15 protein-coding genes are annotated in these 16867 nt (G+C 60.0%); 10 read left to right on the top strand and 5 right to left on the bottom strand.

Going from position 1 to position 16867, the window contains the following annotated elements:
* Positions 1 to 393: 393 nt before the first annotated feature.
* The 4 genes from HX851_RS38110 to HX851_RS38095 all read left to right on the top strand — a co-directional run bounded on the left by HX851_RS38110 (position 394) and on the right by HX851_RS38095 (position 5567).
* On the top strand, positions 394 to 1998 hold the full coding sequence (locus HX851_RS38110) for a tetratricopeptide repeat-containing response regulator (protein WP_177057311.1): 1605 nt from the start codon (positions 394 to 396) through the stop codon (positions 1996 to 1998).
* Positions 1995 to 2687, top strand: coding sequence for a sensor histidine kinase (locus tag HX851_RS38105; RefSeq protein WP_177064643.1), 693 nt, complete (start codon positions 1995 to 1997; stop codon positions 2685 to 2687). The genes HX851_RS38110 and HX851_RS38105 overlap by 4 nt, the downstream gene beginning before the upstream one ends.
* Before the next feature lie 201 nt (positions 2688 to 2888).
* Positions 2889 to 4130, top strand: coding sequence for a glutamine synthetase family protein (locus HX851_RS38100; RefSeq protein ID WP_177057316.1), 1242 nt, complete (start codon positions 2889 to 2891; stop codon positions 4128 to 4130).
* Positions 4131 to 4226: 96 nt separating this feature from the next.
* The gene (locus HX851_RS38095; protein ID WP_177057309.1) at positions 4227 to 5567 is read left to right on the top strand and encodes an MFS transporter; all 1341 of its coding nucleotides are present in this window, start codon (positions 4227 to 4229) and stop codon (positions 5565 to 5567) included.
* Positions 5568 to 5647: 80 nt separating this feature from the next.
* Here HX851_RS38095 and HX851_RS38090 read toward each other — a convergent pair whose 3' ends face one another.
* The 4 genes from HX851_RS38090 to flgA form a co-directional block, all read right to left on the bottom strand.
* Positions 5648 to 6391, bottom strand: coding sequence for a flagellar brake protein (locus tag HX851_RS38090; RefSeq protein WP_177057308.1), 744 nt, complete (start codon positions 6389 to 6391; stop codon positions 5648 to 5650).
* Positions 6392 to 6487: 96 nt separating this feature from the next.
* The gene (locus HX851_RS38085) at positions 6488 to 6955 is read right to left on the bottom strand and encodes a flagella synthesis protein FlgN (RefSeq protein WP_177064645.1); all 468 of its coding nucleotides are present in this window, start codon (positions 6953 to 6955) and stop codon (positions 6488 to 6490) included.
* A gap of 48 nt (positions 6956 to 7003) precedes the next feature.
* On the bottom strand, positions 7004 to 7324 hold the full coding sequence (flgM, locus tag HX851_RS38080) for a flagellar biosynthesis anti-sigma factor FlgM (protein WP_177057306.1): 321 nt from the start codon (positions 7322 to 7324) through the stop codon (positions 7004 to 7006).
* Between the two features lie 170 nt (positions 7325 to 7494).
* Complete coding sequence (flgA, locus tag HX851_RS38075; protein WP_042934496.1) at positions 7495 to 8256, bottom strand: flagellar basal body P-ring formation chaperone FlgA; 762 nt, start codon at positions 8254 to 8256, stop codon at positions 7495 to 7497.
* Between the two features lie 79 nt (positions 8257 to 8335).
* Here flgA and HX851_RS38070 point away from each other — a divergent pair, with 79 nt between their 5' ends.
* The 6 genes from HX851_RS38070 to flgE all read left to right on the top strand — a co-directional run bounded on the left by HX851_RS38070 (position 8336) and on the right by flgE (position 13350).
* The gene (locus tag HX851_RS38070) at positions 8336 to 9262 is read left to right on the top strand and encodes a chemotaxis protein CheV (RefSeq protein ID WP_177064647.1); all 927 of its coding nucleotides are present in this window, start codon (positions 8336 to 8338) and stop codon (positions 9260 to 9262) included.
* 52 nt (positions 9263 to 9314) lie between these two features.
* The gene (gene cheR, locus HX851_RS38065; RefSeq protein ID WP_177064649.1) at positions 9315 to 10142 is read left to right on the top strand and encodes a protein-glutamate O-methyltransferase CheR; all 828 of its coding nucleotides are present in this window, start codon (positions 9315 to 9317) and stop codon (positions 10140 to 10142) included.
* A gap of 248 nt (positions 10143 to 10390) precedes the next feature.
* Complete coding sequence (gene flgB / locus HX851_RS38060; RefSeq protein WP_017124024.1) at positions 10391 to 10798, top strand: flagellar basal body rod protein FlgB; 408 nt, start codon at positions 10391 to 10393, stop codon at positions 10796 to 10798.
* A 3-nt stretch (positions 10799 to 10801) separates the two neighbouring features.
* Positions 10802 to 11245 carry a flagellar basal body rod protein FlgC gene (gene flgC, locus HX851_RS38055; protein WP_177064651.1) on the top strand — a complete coding sequence of 148 codons (444 nt, stop codon included), beginning with the start codon at positions 10802 to 10804 and terminating at the stop codon, positions 11243 to 11245.
* Between the two features lie 15 nt (positions 11246 to 11260).
* The gene (gene flgD / locus HX851_RS38050; protein ID WP_017124022.1) at positions 11261 to 11989 is read left to right on the top strand and encodes a flagellar hook assembly protein FlgD; all 729 of its coding nucleotides are present in this window, start codon (positions 11261 to 11263) and stop codon (positions 11987 to 11989) included.
* 32 nt (positions 11990 to 12021) lie between these two features.
* Positions 12022 to 13350, top strand: coding sequence for a flagellar hook protein FlgE (gene flgE / locus HX851_RS38045; RefSeq protein ID WP_177064653.1), 1329 nt, complete (start codon positions 12022 to 12024; stop codon positions 13348 to 13350).
* A gap of 184 nt (positions 13351 to 13534) precedes the next feature.
* On the opposite strand, the gene HX851_RS38040 is transcribed toward flgE, so the two are convergent.
* Positions 13535 to 16441 (bottom strand): ribonucleoside-diphosphate reductase subunit alpha, encoded by a 2907-nt coding sequence (locus HX851_RS38040; protein ID WP_177057304.1) that lies wholly within the window; start codon positions 16439 to 16441, stop codon positions 13535 to 13537.
* Positions 16442 to 16867: the final 426 nt, after the last annotated feature.

Below are 16867 nucleotides of genomic sequence, written 5' to 3'. Positions count from 1 at the left end.
ACGCTCCGCGTGGGCAATGCAGCCCGTGACGCTCTGCGTCACAGAAGCGGACGCAGAGCGTCCAGAGAGGCGTTACCACGCGGAGCGTGGGAACGATCGTATCGCCGGCAAGCCGGCTCCCACAGGAAACGTTTAATTCGATATCTTCACCCTCAGGTTTAGCCCCTGGCGGGCGATATCCTGAGTAGCGGTATGGAAGAACCGCCGGCGCCTGGACAGCTCTGAATCGCAGACCAACGCACGAGCTGCTCAACGAAATCGCCGGGTTGGTGTAAAATCGATTGATATCATTTTGCCTCTATTTATTATCTGCACGCGAAAGTGGCAGTGAAGCTGAACCCGTTCCAGTGATTGCCCCGGGCTCATCTTCTATTTCCCATGACAGGAATCTCGATGCTGGCGTATCACCAAAAAAGCTTTCTGATCGTCGACGATTTCTCCGATTTTCGCAGCTCAGTCAGGTCCATGCTGCGTGAGTTGGGCGTCAAGGAAGTGGACACCGCCGACACCGGGGAGCAGGCGCTGCGCATGTGCGCGCAGAAGCGCTACGACTTTGTCCTGCATGATTACCATCTCGGTGATGGCAAGAAGAACGGCCAGCAGGTGCTTGAAGACCTGATGGTCGACAAGCTGATCAGTCATGAAAGCGTGTTTGTGATGGTCACTGCCGAAAGCAGCCAGGCCATGGTGCTCAGTGCCCTGGAGCACGAGCCCGATGCCTACCTGACCAAGCCGTTCAACCGTGCCAGCCTCGCCCAGCGCCTGGAGAAGCTGGTCCAGCGCAAGAACCTGCTCAAGCCGATCATGCAGGCACTCGACCGTGATAAACCGGTCGAGGTGTTGGCCGCCTGTACCCGCCTGACCCAGCAGGACACCCGCTTTGCGCCACTGTGCTTGCGCTATCGCGCCGATGCGATGCGCGCGCTCAACCAGAATGAGCCGCTGGAGCGTTTTCTCAATGGCATCCTGAATGATCGCCCGTTGCCATGGGCTTACGCGATGCTCGGGCAGTTGCTCTACAAGCGCGGCCAGATCACCCAGGCCCGGGAACTCTACGAAACCGCGCTCAAGGCCTTTCCGATGATGCCGGCGCTGTACGATGGGCTTGCCGATGTGCTGATGCAGCAGGGCGATACCAAGCGTGCCCAGAGTGTATTGGAGGAGGCCGTACGGCTGTCTCCGCTGGCGGTTCGGCGCCAGTCGTTGCTGGGCAAGCTGGCCATGGCCAACGAAGATTTCGAGAGTGCCTCGAAAGCCTATCGCCAGGCCGTGTCCCAGGGGGAGCAATCACGCTTCAAGGACCCCGAAAGTAACCTTGGCCTGGCCCATGCGTTGATCAGCAAGGGCAGCGACCGGGGCCTGGATACGCGTACGCGTCTGGAGATCAACCAGACCCTCAGCGCTGTCGCCAAGGAAAACGCCAACGATCCGGGGCTGCAGGTGCGTGCGCGACTGATGAAGGCCACCAGCCTGCTGCTCAATGATGCCGAAACCGCTGACAAGCTGACCGAGCAGGCGATGGCGCGTCTTGAAGGCATGGAGAACTTCATGAGTGCCGAGGCTGCCTTGCTGGTGGCCAAGCAACTGCAGCAGTTGGGTCAGGTCGATGCCGGTGCCTCGATGCTGAAGAACTGCGTGGAGATCTACGGCGACGACCCGACAGTGATGAAAGGGATCGCCAAACTGACCGACGATCCGGAAATCCTCGGCGGCGGCAAGGCCGCGATCGATCTCAACGTGCAGGGGGTACGCAGCTACAAGGGCGGCAACCTGGAAGAGGCGCAGGATCTGTTCCGGCGAGCACTGGCCCTGCAACCGAAAAACATCAGTATCGCCCTCAACGCCGCGCAGGCCCTGTTGGTGACCGCTCAGAAGACTGCCGACGCGGCGATCCTCGAAGAATGTCGTGCCTGCCTGAAAATGGTCGGCAAGATGCCTGACACCGATCCACGCTATGAGAGGTATCAGAAATTGCGCATCCGGGCGTTTGGCGAATGAGTGGCAATGACCAGGGGCTGGATTTTTCCACGGTGATCGCCTCGACCGTGCACGACATGAAGAACTCGCTGGCGATGCTGATGCAAGCCCACGGCCAGTGGCAGAGCCGCCTGCCCGAGTCCCAGCGCGATATCCCCGAGCACGCGGTCATCGAGTATGAATTCGCCCATCTCAACAGCATGCTCGTGCAATTGCTGGGCTTGTACAAGCTGGGGGTCAATCAATTACCGTTGCGCCCCAACTACCACGAAATGGACGATTTCATCGAGGCGCAACTGGCGTGCCGCCAGGAGGTCCTGAGCAGCCGCGGGATCGTTGCCAGTTACGAGGTCGATGATTTCAGCCCGCTGGGTTTCTTTGATCGGGAACTGATCGGTTCGGTGGTGGGCAATATCGTCACCAATGCCATTCGTTATGCCTGTCATGCCCTGCTGATCAGTTTGCGCGAAGAGGGCGAACAATTGGTGCTGACGATCAATGACGATGGGCCGGGCTACCCGGCGCAGATGCTCGAACGGCAGGCGGACTATGTGCAGGGCATCAATCCCGCCACGGGCAGTACCGGCCTGGGCCTGTATTTCGCGGCACGTATTGCCGCCCTGCACGAACGCAACGGCGTGTGCGGACGCATCGAGATCGGCAATGGTGGCACCCTGGGTGGTGCATTGTTCAGTCTCTATCTCCCCTGAACCAGGCTTTTTCCTCGCCCCTGCTTGAAATCCCGAACAGGTGATGCGTATTTTGTACGGGACGCCGTTCGCGGCTTGTACAACAACAAGGATTGAGTCATGACGACCGATGGCCAGAGTTCACTCGCGCAGCGATTGACCGGCATTGATGAAATTGAATGTGTCACGCCCGACCTCAATGGCGTACCGCGCGGCAAGGTAATGACCGCCGAAGGTTTCCTCGAGGGGCGGCGCTTGCAGATGGCTCGCGGGGTACTGCTGCAGTGCATCATGGGCGGTTACCCGCCGGCGCGCTTTTATGGCAGCGACGATGGCGACCTGGCTCTCAATGCCGACCCGCGGCAGATCCATCGCCTACCCTGGAGTCCGCAGCCCCGAGCCCTGGCGATCTGCGACGCGGACGAACTGACGGGCGAGAGTTCCCGCCTGTCGACCCGGGGCCAGCTCAAGGCAGTGATTGCCCGCTATGCGGCGCGTGGTCTGGCGCCGGTGGTGGCGACCGAACTGGAGTTCTTTGTCTTCGCCCCCAATCCCGATCCGACTCAATCCTTCCTGCCGCCAGTGGGCCTTGATGGTCGTCGCGAGGACGGTCATTCGGCTTTCAGCGTCAGTTCCAACAATGGCTTGCGGCCGTTCTTCAGCGAAGTCTATGCGTGCATGGCGGCGCTCGGCCTGCCGCGCGACACCTTCATGCATGAAATGGGCGTCAGCCAGTTCGAGATCAACCTGTTGCATGGTGATCCGCTGTTGCTGGCCGACCAGACCTTCCTGTTCAAGCACCTGCTCAAGGAGGTCGCCCTCAAGCATGGCCTGACCGTGGTCTGCATGGCCAAGCCACTGGCGAAGACACCGGGTAGCTCGATGCATATTCACCAGAGCGTGGTGGAGATCGGCAGCGGGCGAAATGTCTTCAGCGATGCGGCTGGCGAGCCGACCGCGATGTTCCGCCACTTTATCGGCGGACAGCAGGCGGGAATGGCGGACTTCACCGCGCTGTTCGCGCCGAACGTCAATTCCTACCAGCGCCTGTGCCACCCGTTCGCTTCGCCGAACAATGCCTGCTGGTCCCACGACAACCGGGCAGCGGGCCTGCGCATTCCGGCCAGCTCGCCCGTGGCGCGGCGGGTGGAAAACCGCCTGCCTGGAGCGGACGCCAACCCTTACCTGGCAATCGCCGCGAGCCTGGCCGCCGGGCTGCACGGTATCGAACAGGAGTTGGAACCGACGGCTGCCATCCAGGGCGAATTCGAGGTTCCGGATTCTTTGTCGCTGCCATGTACCTTGCACGCTGCTCTGGAGCGTCTGAAACGTAGCCAGTTGGCGAAGGATCTGTTCGGCAAGGAGTTCATCGAAGGCTATATCGCTTCGAAGTCCATGGAGCTGACCAGTTTCCTCGATGAAATTACCCCCTGGGAGCGGCGTGTTTTAGCCGCCCAGGCGTAGACCCCAGGCACTGTAAAAATTACTACGCCTGGCTTTATAGTCGGGCTATCTTCTCGATAGTCCGAAACCTCATTCAAGGAGCCGCTCGGAACGCCGATGCGCCATATCTGGAAATCCTTTCGAGCGCTTTATTTCGCCTCGCTGATGATGTTGATCGGCTCGGGCCTTCTCAGTACCTACCTGGCCTTGCGCCTGGCAGCCGACCATGTCGACGGCCTGTGGGTGGGGGCGCTGATGGCGGCCAACTACTTCGGCCTGGTGCTGGGGGGCAAGATCGGTCACCGGCTGATTGCTCGGGTCGGGCATATCCGTGCCTACGCCACCTGCGCCGGGATCGTCGGTGCGGCGGTGCTGGGCCATGGACTGATCGATTGGCTGCCGGCCTGGCTGTTCCTGCGGATGATCGTGGGCCTGGGCATGATGTGCCAGTACATGGTCATCGAAAGCTGGCTGAATGAGCAGGCCGAGGCCAAGCAGCGGGGTGTGGTTTTCAGCGGCTACATGATCGCCTCCTACCTCGGTCTGGTACTGGGGCAACTGATCCTGGTCATGCACCCGGCCCTCGGGCTGGAACTACTGATGCTGGTCGCATTGTGTTTCGCACTGTGTCTGGTGCCGGTTGCAATGACCCGGCGAATTCACCCGGCGCCCCTGCATCCGGCGCCACTGGAGCCACGTTTCTTCATGAAGCGCGTGCCGCAGTCGCTGACCACGGTGATGGGCGCGGGGATCATCGTCGGCTCCTTCTATGGCCTGGCACCGCTCTATGCATCCCAGCAGGGGCTTTCCACCGAGCAGGTCGGTCTGTTCATGGGTTGCTGCATCTTTGCCGGCTTCCTGGTGCAGTGGCCACTGGGCTGGCTCTCCGATCGCTATGATCGGGCGGTGCTGATCCGCAGTGTCGCCTTCCTGTTGGCCCTGGCCTCCTTGCCGTTGGCGATATTCTCCACGGCGCCGCTGGAAGTGTTGTTCATCTCCGGGTTTGTGGTATCCCTGTTGCAGTTTTGCCTGTACCCGCTGGCGGTGGCGTTTTCCAACGACCATATCGAGGGTGATCGGCGGGTGTCGCTGACCGCCATGCTGCTGATGACCTATGGCATCGGCGCGAGCATGGGGCCGTTGGCGGCGGGCATCCTGATGAAGCTGTTCGGCAGCCATATGCTCTACGCGTTTTTCAGTTTCTTCGCGTTGATCCTGGTTTGGCGCATCCGGCCGAAAGCCGTGACCAACCTGCACCAGGTCGAAGATGCGCCGTTGCAGCACGTGGTCATGCCTGAAGCCATGTCGCCCCTGGGGGCGGCCCTTGACCCGCGGGTTGACGAGCAGATCGTGCTGGACCAGATGTGCGACAGTGTGGTGCCCCCGACGCCAGAGGCCGAGGTGGTTGTCGAGGTTGATGAGTCGGACCCGGAACCGGCGCACAAGTCGAGCAACTGACGGCACGGATAAAAAACGGGCCACCTGATGAAGGTGGCCCGTTTTTTTGCATTTTTCCGAGAGAGGGGAAGGCGGTTGACTCAGTAGTCGTCGTCCTTGTCGAAACGCCGTGCTTCACGTTGCAACTGGTAGACGAAACGTTCGACCTGGCGTTGGACCAGGCCGCTCATGTTGTGGAAGCGCACGCCGGCGAAGGTGGTGTTGATCCTTTCTTCGAAATGCAGGTGACGCAATTCCACCGGGGCGGTCATCGGCCCGAAGGGCAGGGCGGCGATAAAGCGCTCGTAGACCTGGCCGAGTTGCAGGCGGTCGGAGATATCGCCTTCAAAACGCAGTTTGCAACCGCTGGCGGAGATATCCAGCAGCTTGCCGGTGACCGGGGCCTTGAGCTTTTCACCACTGAGTTCGACATTCACCAGCGCGGTCAGTTTCAGGGCGGCGCGGAACGCATTGCGACGCTGGTGGTAGACCACTTCTTCGGGAATCGTACCGCGGTAGCAGCCGTTGGTTTCGTCGACGGTCATCGGCTGGGGTTGTTCCCAAGTGATGCGTACGCCCTCGTGGAAACCTTCGACGCGGAATGACTCGCCTGCCGACAGGAAGCGTTCGCCGTCGCGCGGAATCATTTCGTCCAGGGCCAGGGTGCCGGCCTCCCGATTGACATCGATCACAAAACTCTGGAAGCGCTGGCTGCGTTCGTGGAACGTGATGATCAACGGGTCATGGCTTTCCTGCAGCATCCGCAGGTTGGCGGCAATTTCCAGGGGCGTGGTTAGCACCTTGGGTGGCTGCGGAGCATCGTCCGCGCTTGGGGCATTGGACACGGTTCATCAATCTCCAGACAAAATACGACTACACGCAAAAGCCAGCATTTTGCCAGCATGTTGCGCGCCTTGGATAGAGCGCGCACCAGTTCGGTTTCAAGCCTGACTGAGTGGGCGAGGCTTCGCAAGCCTGGCGGTCGAACCACGGGCATCATAGAGCGCGGGAGGCTCACCGCCGGTCAGGATCTTCAACTGGTTCGCGGTAGTCGCTTGCTGAACCTGGATATTGCGACCGTTGAGCTCGTTGGCTGTCTGGCAATCGGCCAGGAGCTGGGTGAGCACGTCGCTCTGGCTCAACAGTTCGTCGCCCACGCTCGACTGCGCGGCCAATTGTTCCAGGCCGGCACGGTTGGTGGGTAGATTGAGGCTGGCGAGGATCTGGCTGCGTTTGCGGCCATGCTGTTCCAGCAGAATGATCAGCGCTTGCTTGCGCGCCAGAATATCTTCCAGCTCGAACATGTTGCGCCCGTGGAGCGCCAGTGATTCGGCGCGCAGCAACTCAAGCAGGTCTTGAGCTGGAGCAAAATCTTCGGTGATCAGTTGCAGTAGAGTGGTGTCGTGCATGGCTGGCCTTGGGTTTTAAGCGTCCAAAAGCCTGGCGCGGGCCGGAGCCTAGCGCTGGGCTTCGAAGTTGAGCAGTTTGCTGGCTACGCGGTTGCTGTCGACCTTGTAGCTGCCGTCGGCAATGGCCTGCTTCAACTCGGCCACACGGGCGCTGTTGACCACAGGCTGCTCCTGCAGCTTGTCAGTGACTTTTTGCAACTGCTGAGCCTCATTGCTGAGGTGTACCGATTCCCCGCTCTGGCTGACCGAGTCGGCCTGGCTGTTGACGGACGCGGACTTGCCGGCACTGTCGGCTTCCTTGCTGGCGCTGGTGCGCGTGCTGCCTGTCAGTGACGGGGCGTTATTCAAACGACTGAAATCGATGACCATGATAAAAAACCTCTGGGTATTTGGACGCTTGCCTTGTTTTCGGCCATACCCGGAAAAACTTTAGGCTCATCTGAGAATGAGTCTGCACGTGTCGGCTGTATCCCTGTATGGGGCACAGTTTAGGAAAAGCGGCGACTTCGCGCCAGTTATCTACAAGGCGGCTTTTGTATTCATAAAGCTACCTCCACCTGCCCGGGTGCGGTGACACGGGCTTTGATGACACGTTGCGAGTTGAGGTTCTTGATGCGGATCTGTTCGTTGAGCCCGCCATTGGACAGGGCTTCTCCCGGCATCTTCACTACCAGGCCACCGCTCGTCGCACTGATCACCACCTGGTCGCCCTTGCGGACCACTTCGGCCTGTTCCAGATGCACCAGGGTGATGACCTGATCCATGACCATTGGTCGGACAAGTTTCTGTCCGATGGCCTGGTCGGGCGAGGTCAGGAAGCCCTGGTTGATCAGGCTGATATCCCGCTCGCGCAGCGCCACGTCGCCCGGTTCGATGATGCCGGCACGCTTGAGCGGGCGGGTGGTCACCACCACGTCGCGGAACAGCTTGACCTGGGCCGGTACGAACACGGTCCAGGGCGAGGTGCCCTCGCAGCGGATTTTCACGGTGACCCGGCCAATCGGCGTCGCGGGACTCTCCAGGCTGGCTGTCAATTCCTTGTCGCAGGCGGCCATGCGCAGGCGCGGATCCAGTTGATTGACCTGGATTTCATAACGACCTTCGGTTTGACTGGTAGCCAGGTAGTCTTCTACGGTGAACTCAAGAAAGCCTTGGGTCACGCCGATAAGCTGATCAGGCAGGGTCGCCGATTCCGCAAGGGCAGGGCCGCTGGGGTTCAGACAGCATAAAGCCGACAAAACCCAGAGCAATCTGCGGTACTGTGATGTCAGGCGTCGAAAAAATGTCGTTTGTGCTTTCATAACAGTATAAAAAGCAAGGCCCGTGCCGTTTACTCTTGAATGTGCATCGGATCTGAAGCTTTGGTGAGAGGGGTCAGGCATGGCTGGTGTAATGGATTCGGTGAACCAGCGTACGCAACTGGTGGGGCAGAATCGCCTTGAGCTGCTGTTGTTCCGTCTCGACGGCCAGCAGTTGTATGGAATCAACGTCTTCAAGGTACGCGAGGTGCTGCAATGCCCCAAGCTGACCCTGATGCCGAAGTCCAATCCGGTGGTGTGCGGTGTGGCGAATATTCGTGGGGCAACCATCCCGATCCTCGATCTGGCGATGGCCACGGGCTCCGGTGCACTCAAGGACCAGAGTAATCCGTTTGTGATCATTACGGAGTACAACACCAAGACCCAGGGGTTCCTGGTGACGTCGGTGGAGCGCATCGTCAACATGAACTGGGAAGAGATCCATCCGCCGCCCAAGGGCACCGGGCGCGATCACTACCTGACGGCGGTGACGCGGATCGACAACCAGTTGGTGGAGATCATCGACGTCGAGAAGATCCTGGCCGAGGTTTCACCCACGTCCGAGTCGATTTCCCTCGGCGTGGTGGATGTCGAGACCCAAAGCAAGGCGGTATCGTTGCGGGTGCTCACGGTCGATGACTCGTCGGTGGCGCGCAAGCAGGTCACGCGTTGCCTGCAGACGGTCGGTGTCGAAGTGGTGGCGTTGAACGACGGCCGGCAGGCACTGGATTACCTGCGCAAGCTGGTCGAGGAAGGCAAGAAGCCGGAAGAAGAGTTCCTGATGATGATTTCCGACATCGAAATGCCCGAAATGGACGGCTATACCCTTACAGCGGAGATCCGCAACGATCCTCGCATGCAAAAGTTGCATATCATCCTGCATACTTCCTTGTCGGGTGTCTTCAATCAGGCGATGGTGAAGAAGGTCGGTGCCGATGACTTCCTCGCCAAGTTCCGTCCTGATGACCTGGCATCCCGGGTGGTTGACCGGATCAAGGCAGCAGAATAACGGCCGGGTACTTTCGTCCCCGGCGGTACAGACGATTTAAGAGGCGGCATCATTGTCTACGGGTAATTTGGATTTTGAACAGTTCCGGGTCTTCCTGGAAAAGGCCTGTGGCATTCTGCTCGGTGAAAACAAGCAATATCTGGTTTCCAGCCGTCTCAACAAACTGATGGAACAGCAAGGCATCAAATCCCTGGGCGAGTTGGTCCAGAGGATCCAGACCCAGCCGCGTAGCGGTTTGCGCGAGCAGGTGGTGGATGCCATGACCACCAACGAAACCCTGTGGTTTCGTGATACCTATCCGTTTGAAGTGCTGAAAGGCAAGGTGTTGCCGGAAGCGATCAAGGCCAGCCCGGGGCAGCGCCTGCGTATCTGGTCGGCTGCCTGTTCATCGGGGCAGGAGCCCTATTCGATCTCGATGTCGATCGACGAGTTCGAGCGGACCAACATGGGCCAGTTGAAGGCGGGAGCGCAGATCGTCGCCACCGACCTGTCGGGGCTTATGCTGACCAACTGCAAGACGGGGGAGTACGACAGCCTGGCCATCGGTCGGGGTTTGTCGCCCGAGCGCCTGCAGCGCTACTTCGACCCCAAGGGGCCGGGCCGCTGGGCGGTCAAGGCGCCGATCAAGAGTCGGGTCGAGTTCCGTTCGTTCAACCTGCTGGACAGCTACGCGAGCCTGGGCAAGTTCGACATCGTGTTCTGCCGCAACGTGCTGATCTACTTCTCCGCCGAGGTGAAGAAAGACATCCTGATGCGCATTCACGGCACCCTCAAGCCGGGCGGCTATCTGTTTCTCGGCGCCTCCGAGGCCCTCAACGGCCTGCCTGACCATTACCAGATGGTGCAATGCAGCCCGGGAATCATTTACCAGGCCAAGTAGACAACAGGCCCGGGACAAAAGCGGGAGCCCTCATGGGCTCCTTTTTTTTGCCGCTTATGTTGCCGCCAACCTTGCCGCTTTGCTGACGCGCGGCGGAAATGCTTTGCCGCTTTTTTGTCATTGCCGCGGCTGACCTGCCCGCAAAGCCTTGATTTACGGCCTTTGAGAAATTGGCATGGGGCTTGCTACAGCTCTAGCAACGAAAAGCCTGTTTCAACGATCAGGTCAACTCTTGAAGGTTTCCCGACATGAGCATCAGCTTCGATAAAGCGCTCGGTATCCATGAGAAAGCCCTGGGCTTCCGCGCCCAACGTGCCGAAGTGCTGGCCAACAACATCGCCAACGCCGACACCCCGAACTACAAGGCGCGGGACATGGACTTTTCCTCCGTGCTCGCCGAGCAGAGCGAAAAGGCCAAGAACGGCACCTTCGCCCTCAATACCACCAACAGCCGCCATATCGAAGCCCAGGGCCTGAGCGATGGCGATGCGGCGTTGCAGTACCGCACGCCGATGCAGCCGTCGATCGACCAGAACACCGTGGATGCGCAGATCGAACAATCGAACTATGCGCAGAACGCGGTCGACTTCCAGGCCAGCTTCACCCTGCTCAACAGTAAATTCAAAGGGCTGGTATCAGCCCTGCGTGGAGAGTAAGCCATGTCCCTCGCCAGCGTTTTCAACATTGCCGGTAGTGGCATGAGTGCCCAGACCACTCGCCTGAACACCGTCGCCAGTAACATCGCCAACGCCGAGACCGTCTCGTCGAGCATCGACAAGACCTACCGTGCGCGCCACCCGGTGTTCGCCACCATGTTCCAGAACGGCCAGAGCGGCGGTAGCGATTCGCTGTTCCAGGATCAGAATGCAGCCGGCCAGGGCGTCCAGGTGATGGGCGTGGTCGAGGACCAGAGCAACCTGGAAGCCCGCTACGAGCCGAACCATCCGGCGGCCGACGCCAAGGGTTATGTCTACTACCCGAACGTCAACGTGGTCGAGGAGATGGCCGACATGATCTCCGCCAGCCGCTCGTTCCAGACCAACGCGGAAATGATGAACACCGCCAAAACCATGATGCAGAAGGTCCTGACCCTGGGTCAGTGATAAGGGGCGACAGCCATGAGTGTTTCCGATTCCACCAGCGGTCCCAGCCTTAACGACATCATCAACGCCTCCAACCAGAAGGTGGCGAACAACAGCAACACCGATCCACTGGGCAACGCCATCGGCGGTGCCACCGGCGGGCAGACCCTGGGCAAGGACGCGTTCCTGAAATTGCTGGTGACCCAGCTCAAGAACCAGAATCCGCTGGATCCACAGGACAACAGCGCCTTCGTCGCCCAACTGGCCCAGTTCAGCAGCCTGGAAGGCATTACCACGCTCAATACCAGCGTGAACAATATCGCTGGCGCGTTCCAGTCGTCCCAGGCGCTGCAGGCTTCGTCGCTGGTCGGTCGCTCGGTCATCGTGCCGACCGACAAGGCCGTGGTCGATACCAGCAAGCCGTTTACCGGTACCGTGACGATCCCGAGTTCCGTGGACAACCTGACCCTGAAGATCACCGACTCCACCGGCAAGGTGGTCAGGACCATCGACATGGGCAGCCAGAAAGCCGGCAACGCCGCTTTCGCCTGGGACGGCAAGGACGATTCGGGCACCTTGCTGGCCAACGGTACCTACACCTTCAACGCCACCTCGCAGATCGACAGCAAGGCGACCGCCATGGTCACCAACCTGCCGGCGACCGTCAGCAGCGTAAGCCTGGGTCAGAACGGCGGCGAAATGATGCTTAACCTGGCGGGCCTGGGCAGCATTGCTCTGTCCAAAGTCCAGACCATTGGCCTGTAAGAGCCGACCAACGCGAAACAAAGGAGTGAGTTATGTCTTTTAATATCGGTTTGAGCGGTCTCAATGCGGCCCAGAAACAGCTCGACGTCACCGGCAACAACATTGCCAACGTCAATACCACCGGCTTCAAGTCCTCCCGAGCGGAGTTCGAAGACGTCTACTCGGCGACCAAGCTGGGTGTGTCCTCCAAGAGCATCGGTAACGGTGTGAACCTGGCCAACGTTTCGCAGAACTTCGGCAACGGTGGCATGAACGCCACCGGCAACGCGCTGGACATGGGCATCCAGGGCAACGGCTTCTTCACCCTGAGCAGCAACGGTTCGCTGAGCTATACCCGTGCCGGTACCTTCAAGACCGACAAGGACGGCTACATCACCAACTCCGACGGTACCGCCCGCCTGCAAGGTTTTGCCGCCGACTCCAAGGGCAACATCATTCCGGGCGTACTGACCGACCTGCGCATCGACGTGTCAAACCTGCCGCCGCAGACCAGCACCTCGGTAGGGGCAACGATCAACCTCGACTCGAAGTCGCCGGTGATCGACCAGGCAACCACGCCGTTCGACCCGTCGAACCAGGCGAGCTACACCAAGCCATTCAGCTCCGATATCTACGACACCCAGGGTAACAAGCACTCGCTGGACCAGTATGTGGTCAAGACCGGCGCCAACACTTGGAACGTCTATACGCTGATCGACGGTCGTAACCCGAACGGTACGGCGGCAACAGTTCCGACAGTACCGCCTACCGTTCCACCGGCCGCGACCGACCCTGTGCCTGTGCCAATGGTTTTTGACTCGTCCGGCAAGCTGACCAGCATCGGCGGCACTGCTGGCAAGACCAGCATCACCATCACCGGTTGGGTTCCTGGCGTGGTGACCAATGGTGTATGGGCGGCGAACGGTGCGGGTGCCAACGTGGCCGGTATCGCCACCGACTGGTCGAAGACCACCCAGTTCAACGCTGATACTTCCCGTGCCAACATCATCAGCGACGGTTATGCCACCGGCCAGATCACCGATATCAGCATCGATGGCACCGGCACCATTTTCGCCAACTTCAGCAACAACCAGCACAAGGCCATCGGCCAGGTCGCGGTGGCGAGCTTCACCAACGAACAGGGCCTGCAGCCGAAAGGCGGTACCAGTTGGGTACAGACCTTCGCTTCGGGCCAGCCTGCCTACGACGGCGGTGAGGTGGGGACCAACGGTTCGATCGTTTCCGGTAACCTGGAAGGCTCCAACGTCGACCTGACCAGCGAGCTGGTGGACCTGATCAAGGGCCAGAGCTACTACCAGGCCAACGCCAAGACCATCTCTACCCAGAGCACCATCATGCAGACCATCATCCAGATGACCTGATGCTGCTCGGCTGAAAATGCTTCGCCAGAAAAGCCCCTTGATCGGGGCTTTTTTGTGCCTGTTGTTTTGAATGATCGGCCAATGCCCCGTGATGGCTTTTACCCAGGCAAAAGAAAGCCCCCGCCAGACCCGGGGTCTGACGGGGGCTTCCAGGTTCACGCCCGAAGGCGCTTACCCGCTCAGCTTATTGGCACGCTTCGCAATCCGGCTCGTCGATGGCACAGGCCTTTGGCACCGGCGCCGGACCGGCGGGGGCCGATACGGTCGGTGCGGCCAGGACCGAATCGTCACCGTGGTTGCCGCCGCTGGAAACAGCGTTCAGCTTGCCGGTGTTGATGGTCGACTTCTCGGTGCTGGTCGCGGCCAGGGCACGGAGGTAGTAGGTGGTCTTCAGGCCACGGTACCAGGCCATGCGGTAGGTCACGTCGAGCTTCTTGCCCGAAGCGCCGGCGATGTACAGGTTCAACGACTGGGCCTGGTCGATCCACTTCTGGCGACGGCTGGCGGCATCGACGATCCACTTGGTTTCCACTTCGAATGCAGTCGCGTAGAGCTCCTTGAGTTCTTGCGGGATGCGTTCGATCTGCTGCACGGAACCGTCGTAGTACTTCAGGTCGTTGATCATGACCGAGTCCCACAGGCCACGCGCCTTCAGGTCGCGAACCAGGTACGGGTTGATCACGGTGAATTCGCCCGACAGGTTCGATTTCACGTACAGGTTCTGGTAGGTCGGTTCGATCGACTGCGATACGCCGGTGATGTTGGCGATGGTCGCGGTCGGTGCGATGGCCATGATGTTGGAGTTACGAATACCTTTCTGCACGCGGGCACGGACCGGGGCCCAGTCCAGGCTTTCGTTCAGGTCGACATCGATGTACTTCTGGCCACGGGCTTCGATCAGGATCTGTTGCGAATCCAGCGGCAGGATGCCCTTGGACCACAGCGAACCCTGGAACGTCTCGTAGGCGCCGCGCTCGTCGGCCAGGTCGCAGGAAGCCTGGATCGCGTAGTAGCTGACCGCTTCCATGGACTTGTCGGCGAACTCGACGGCAGCGTCGGAACCGTAGGCGATGTGCTGCAGGTACAGCGCGTCCTGGAAGCCCATGATGCCGAGACCGACCGGACGGTGCTTGAAGTTGGAGTTCTTCGCCTGTGGCACCGAGTAGTAGTTGATGTCGATCACGTTATCGAGCATGCGTACGGCGGTGTTCACGGTGCGCTGCAGCTTGGCGGTGTCCAACTGGCCGTTGACGATGTGGTTCGGCAGGTTGATCGAGCCCAGGTTGCAGACGGCGATTTCGTCCTTGTTGGTGTTCAGGGTGATCTCGGTGCACAGGTTCGAGCTGTGGACCACGCCCACGTGCTGCTGCGGGCTGCGCAGGTTGCACGGGTCCTTGAAGGTCAGCCATGGGTGGCCGGTCTCGAACAGCATGGACAGCATCTTGCGCCACAGGTCCTTGGCCTGGACGACCTTGAACAGCTTGATCTTGTTGTACTCGGTCAGGGCTTCATAGTACTCGTAGCGCTCTTCGAAGGCCTTGCCGGTCAGGTCATGCAGGTCCGGCACTTCCGATGGCGAGAACAGGGTCCACTTGCCGTCATCGAAGACGCGCTTCATGAACAGGTCGGGGATCCAGTTGGCGGTGTTCATGTCGTGGGTACGACGACGGTCGTCACCGGTGTTCTTGCGCAGCTCGATGAACTCTTCGATGTCCATGTGCCAGGTTTCCAGGTAGGCACAGACCGCGCCCTTGCGCTTGCCGCCCTGGTTGACCGCCACGGCGGTGTCGTTGACCACTTTCAGGAACGGCACGACGCCCTGGGACTTGCCGTTGGTGCCCTTGATGTACGAGCCCAGTGCACGCACCGGAGTCCAGTCGTTGCCCAGGCCACCGGCGAATTTCGACAGCATGGCGTTGTCGTGGATCGCGCCGTAGATGCCCGACAGATCGTCCGGCACGGTGGTCAGGTAGCAGCTCGACAGCTGTGGACGCAGGGTGCCGGCGTTGAACAGGGTCGGCGTCGAAGCCATGTAGTCGAAGGACGACAACAGGTTGTAGAACTCGATGGCGCGATCTTCACGCTGCTTCTCTTCGATCGCCAGGCCCATGGCCACGCGCATGAAGAAGATCTGCGGCAGTTCGAAACGGATACCGTCCTTGTGGATGAAGTAACGGTCGTACAGGGTCTGCAGGCCCAGGTAGGTGAATTGCTGGTCGCGCTCGTGGTTGATCGCCTTGCCCAGCTTTTCCAGGTCGAACTCGGCCAGGACCGGGTTCAGCAGTTCGAACTCGATACCCTTGGCGACATAGGCCGGCAGGGCCTTGGCGTACAGGTCAGCCATCTCGTGGTGGGTGGCGCTCTCGGCCACGGCGAGGAAGCTCAGGCCTTCGGCGCGCAGGGTGTCCATCAGCAGGCGTGCGGTCACGAACGAGTAGTTCGGCTCGCGTTCCACCAGGGTGCGGGCGGTCATCACCAGGGCGGTGTTGACGTCTTTCAGGGCCACGCCGTCGTAGAGGTTCTTCAGGGTTTCGCGCTGGATCAGGTCGCCGTCGACTTCTTCCAGGCCTTCGCAGGCTTCGCTGACGATGGTGTTAAGGCGGCCCATGTCCAGGGGCGCGACACTGCCGTCGGCGCGGGTGATACGGATCGACGGGTGGGCGTTGACCGGCTCTTCGGCAGGCGAACGGGTCGCACGCTCCTTGGAGCGGGCATCGCGGTAGATCACGTAGTCGCGGGCGACTTTCTGTTCGCCGGCACGCATCAGGGCCAGTTCGACCTGGTCCTGGATTTCTTCGATGTGGATGGTGCCGCCCGAAGGCATGCGCCGCTTGAAGGTCGCGGTAACCTGTTCGGTCAGGCGTGCAACGGTGTCGTGAATACGCGACGAGGCAGCGGCGGTACCGCCTTCAACTGCAAGAAACGCTTTGGTGATGGCGACGGTGATCTTGTCATCGGTGTAAGGAACGACAGTGCCGTTACGCTTGATCACACGCAGTTGGCCCGGCGCGGTAGCAGACAGATCCAGGTTCGAATCGGAAGCCTGCGGCACGGTGCCCTGCGGGTTCTCGCGAGTTGTGTCGGTTTGCATGGGTGTCTCCACGTTCTTTATGTTTGTTTGGGCACCACGAAGGTGCCCACCGTTCCGTCCTGAAGCACTACAACCGACGAGCGTCGTCGGGCATAACCACTTCGGGACAGGAGGAAGGGGGCTGTGGGCGCCGCTTCCTTGCCGAAGTTTCACTGGCACCGGGCCATGGCCCGCTACCGAATTCCTGGTGGGTGACAGTCTCGTACTGCAACACCCGTACCGTTTTCCCGCGCAGAAGGGGAAAACAGCTGCCATCCGCACGCGCGGTTTGGTCTTCTGAAAATCTGTTTAGTTCAACCCCTCGGAAGCAAGAAAAGAGCTTGAGTTTCTCGTCCGAAATGTGTTTGGGTTTTTGGGTGAAAAACCCTACATCTAGGGTTTTTTAGCCGCCGAGCTACAAGATAATGCGTTTTAGGGGGGGATTGC

Origin of the sequence: Pseudomonas gingeri, assembly GCF_013385635.1 — a bacterium.
Taxonomy (GTDB): domain Bacteria; phylum Pseudomonadota; class Gammaproteobacteria; order Pseudomonadales; family Pseudomonadaceae; genus Aquipseudomonas; species Aquipseudomonas gingeri_A.
The sequence above is the reverse complement of the archived record's forward strand: the minus strand, read 5'-3'. Positions and strand labels throughout refer to the sequence as shown.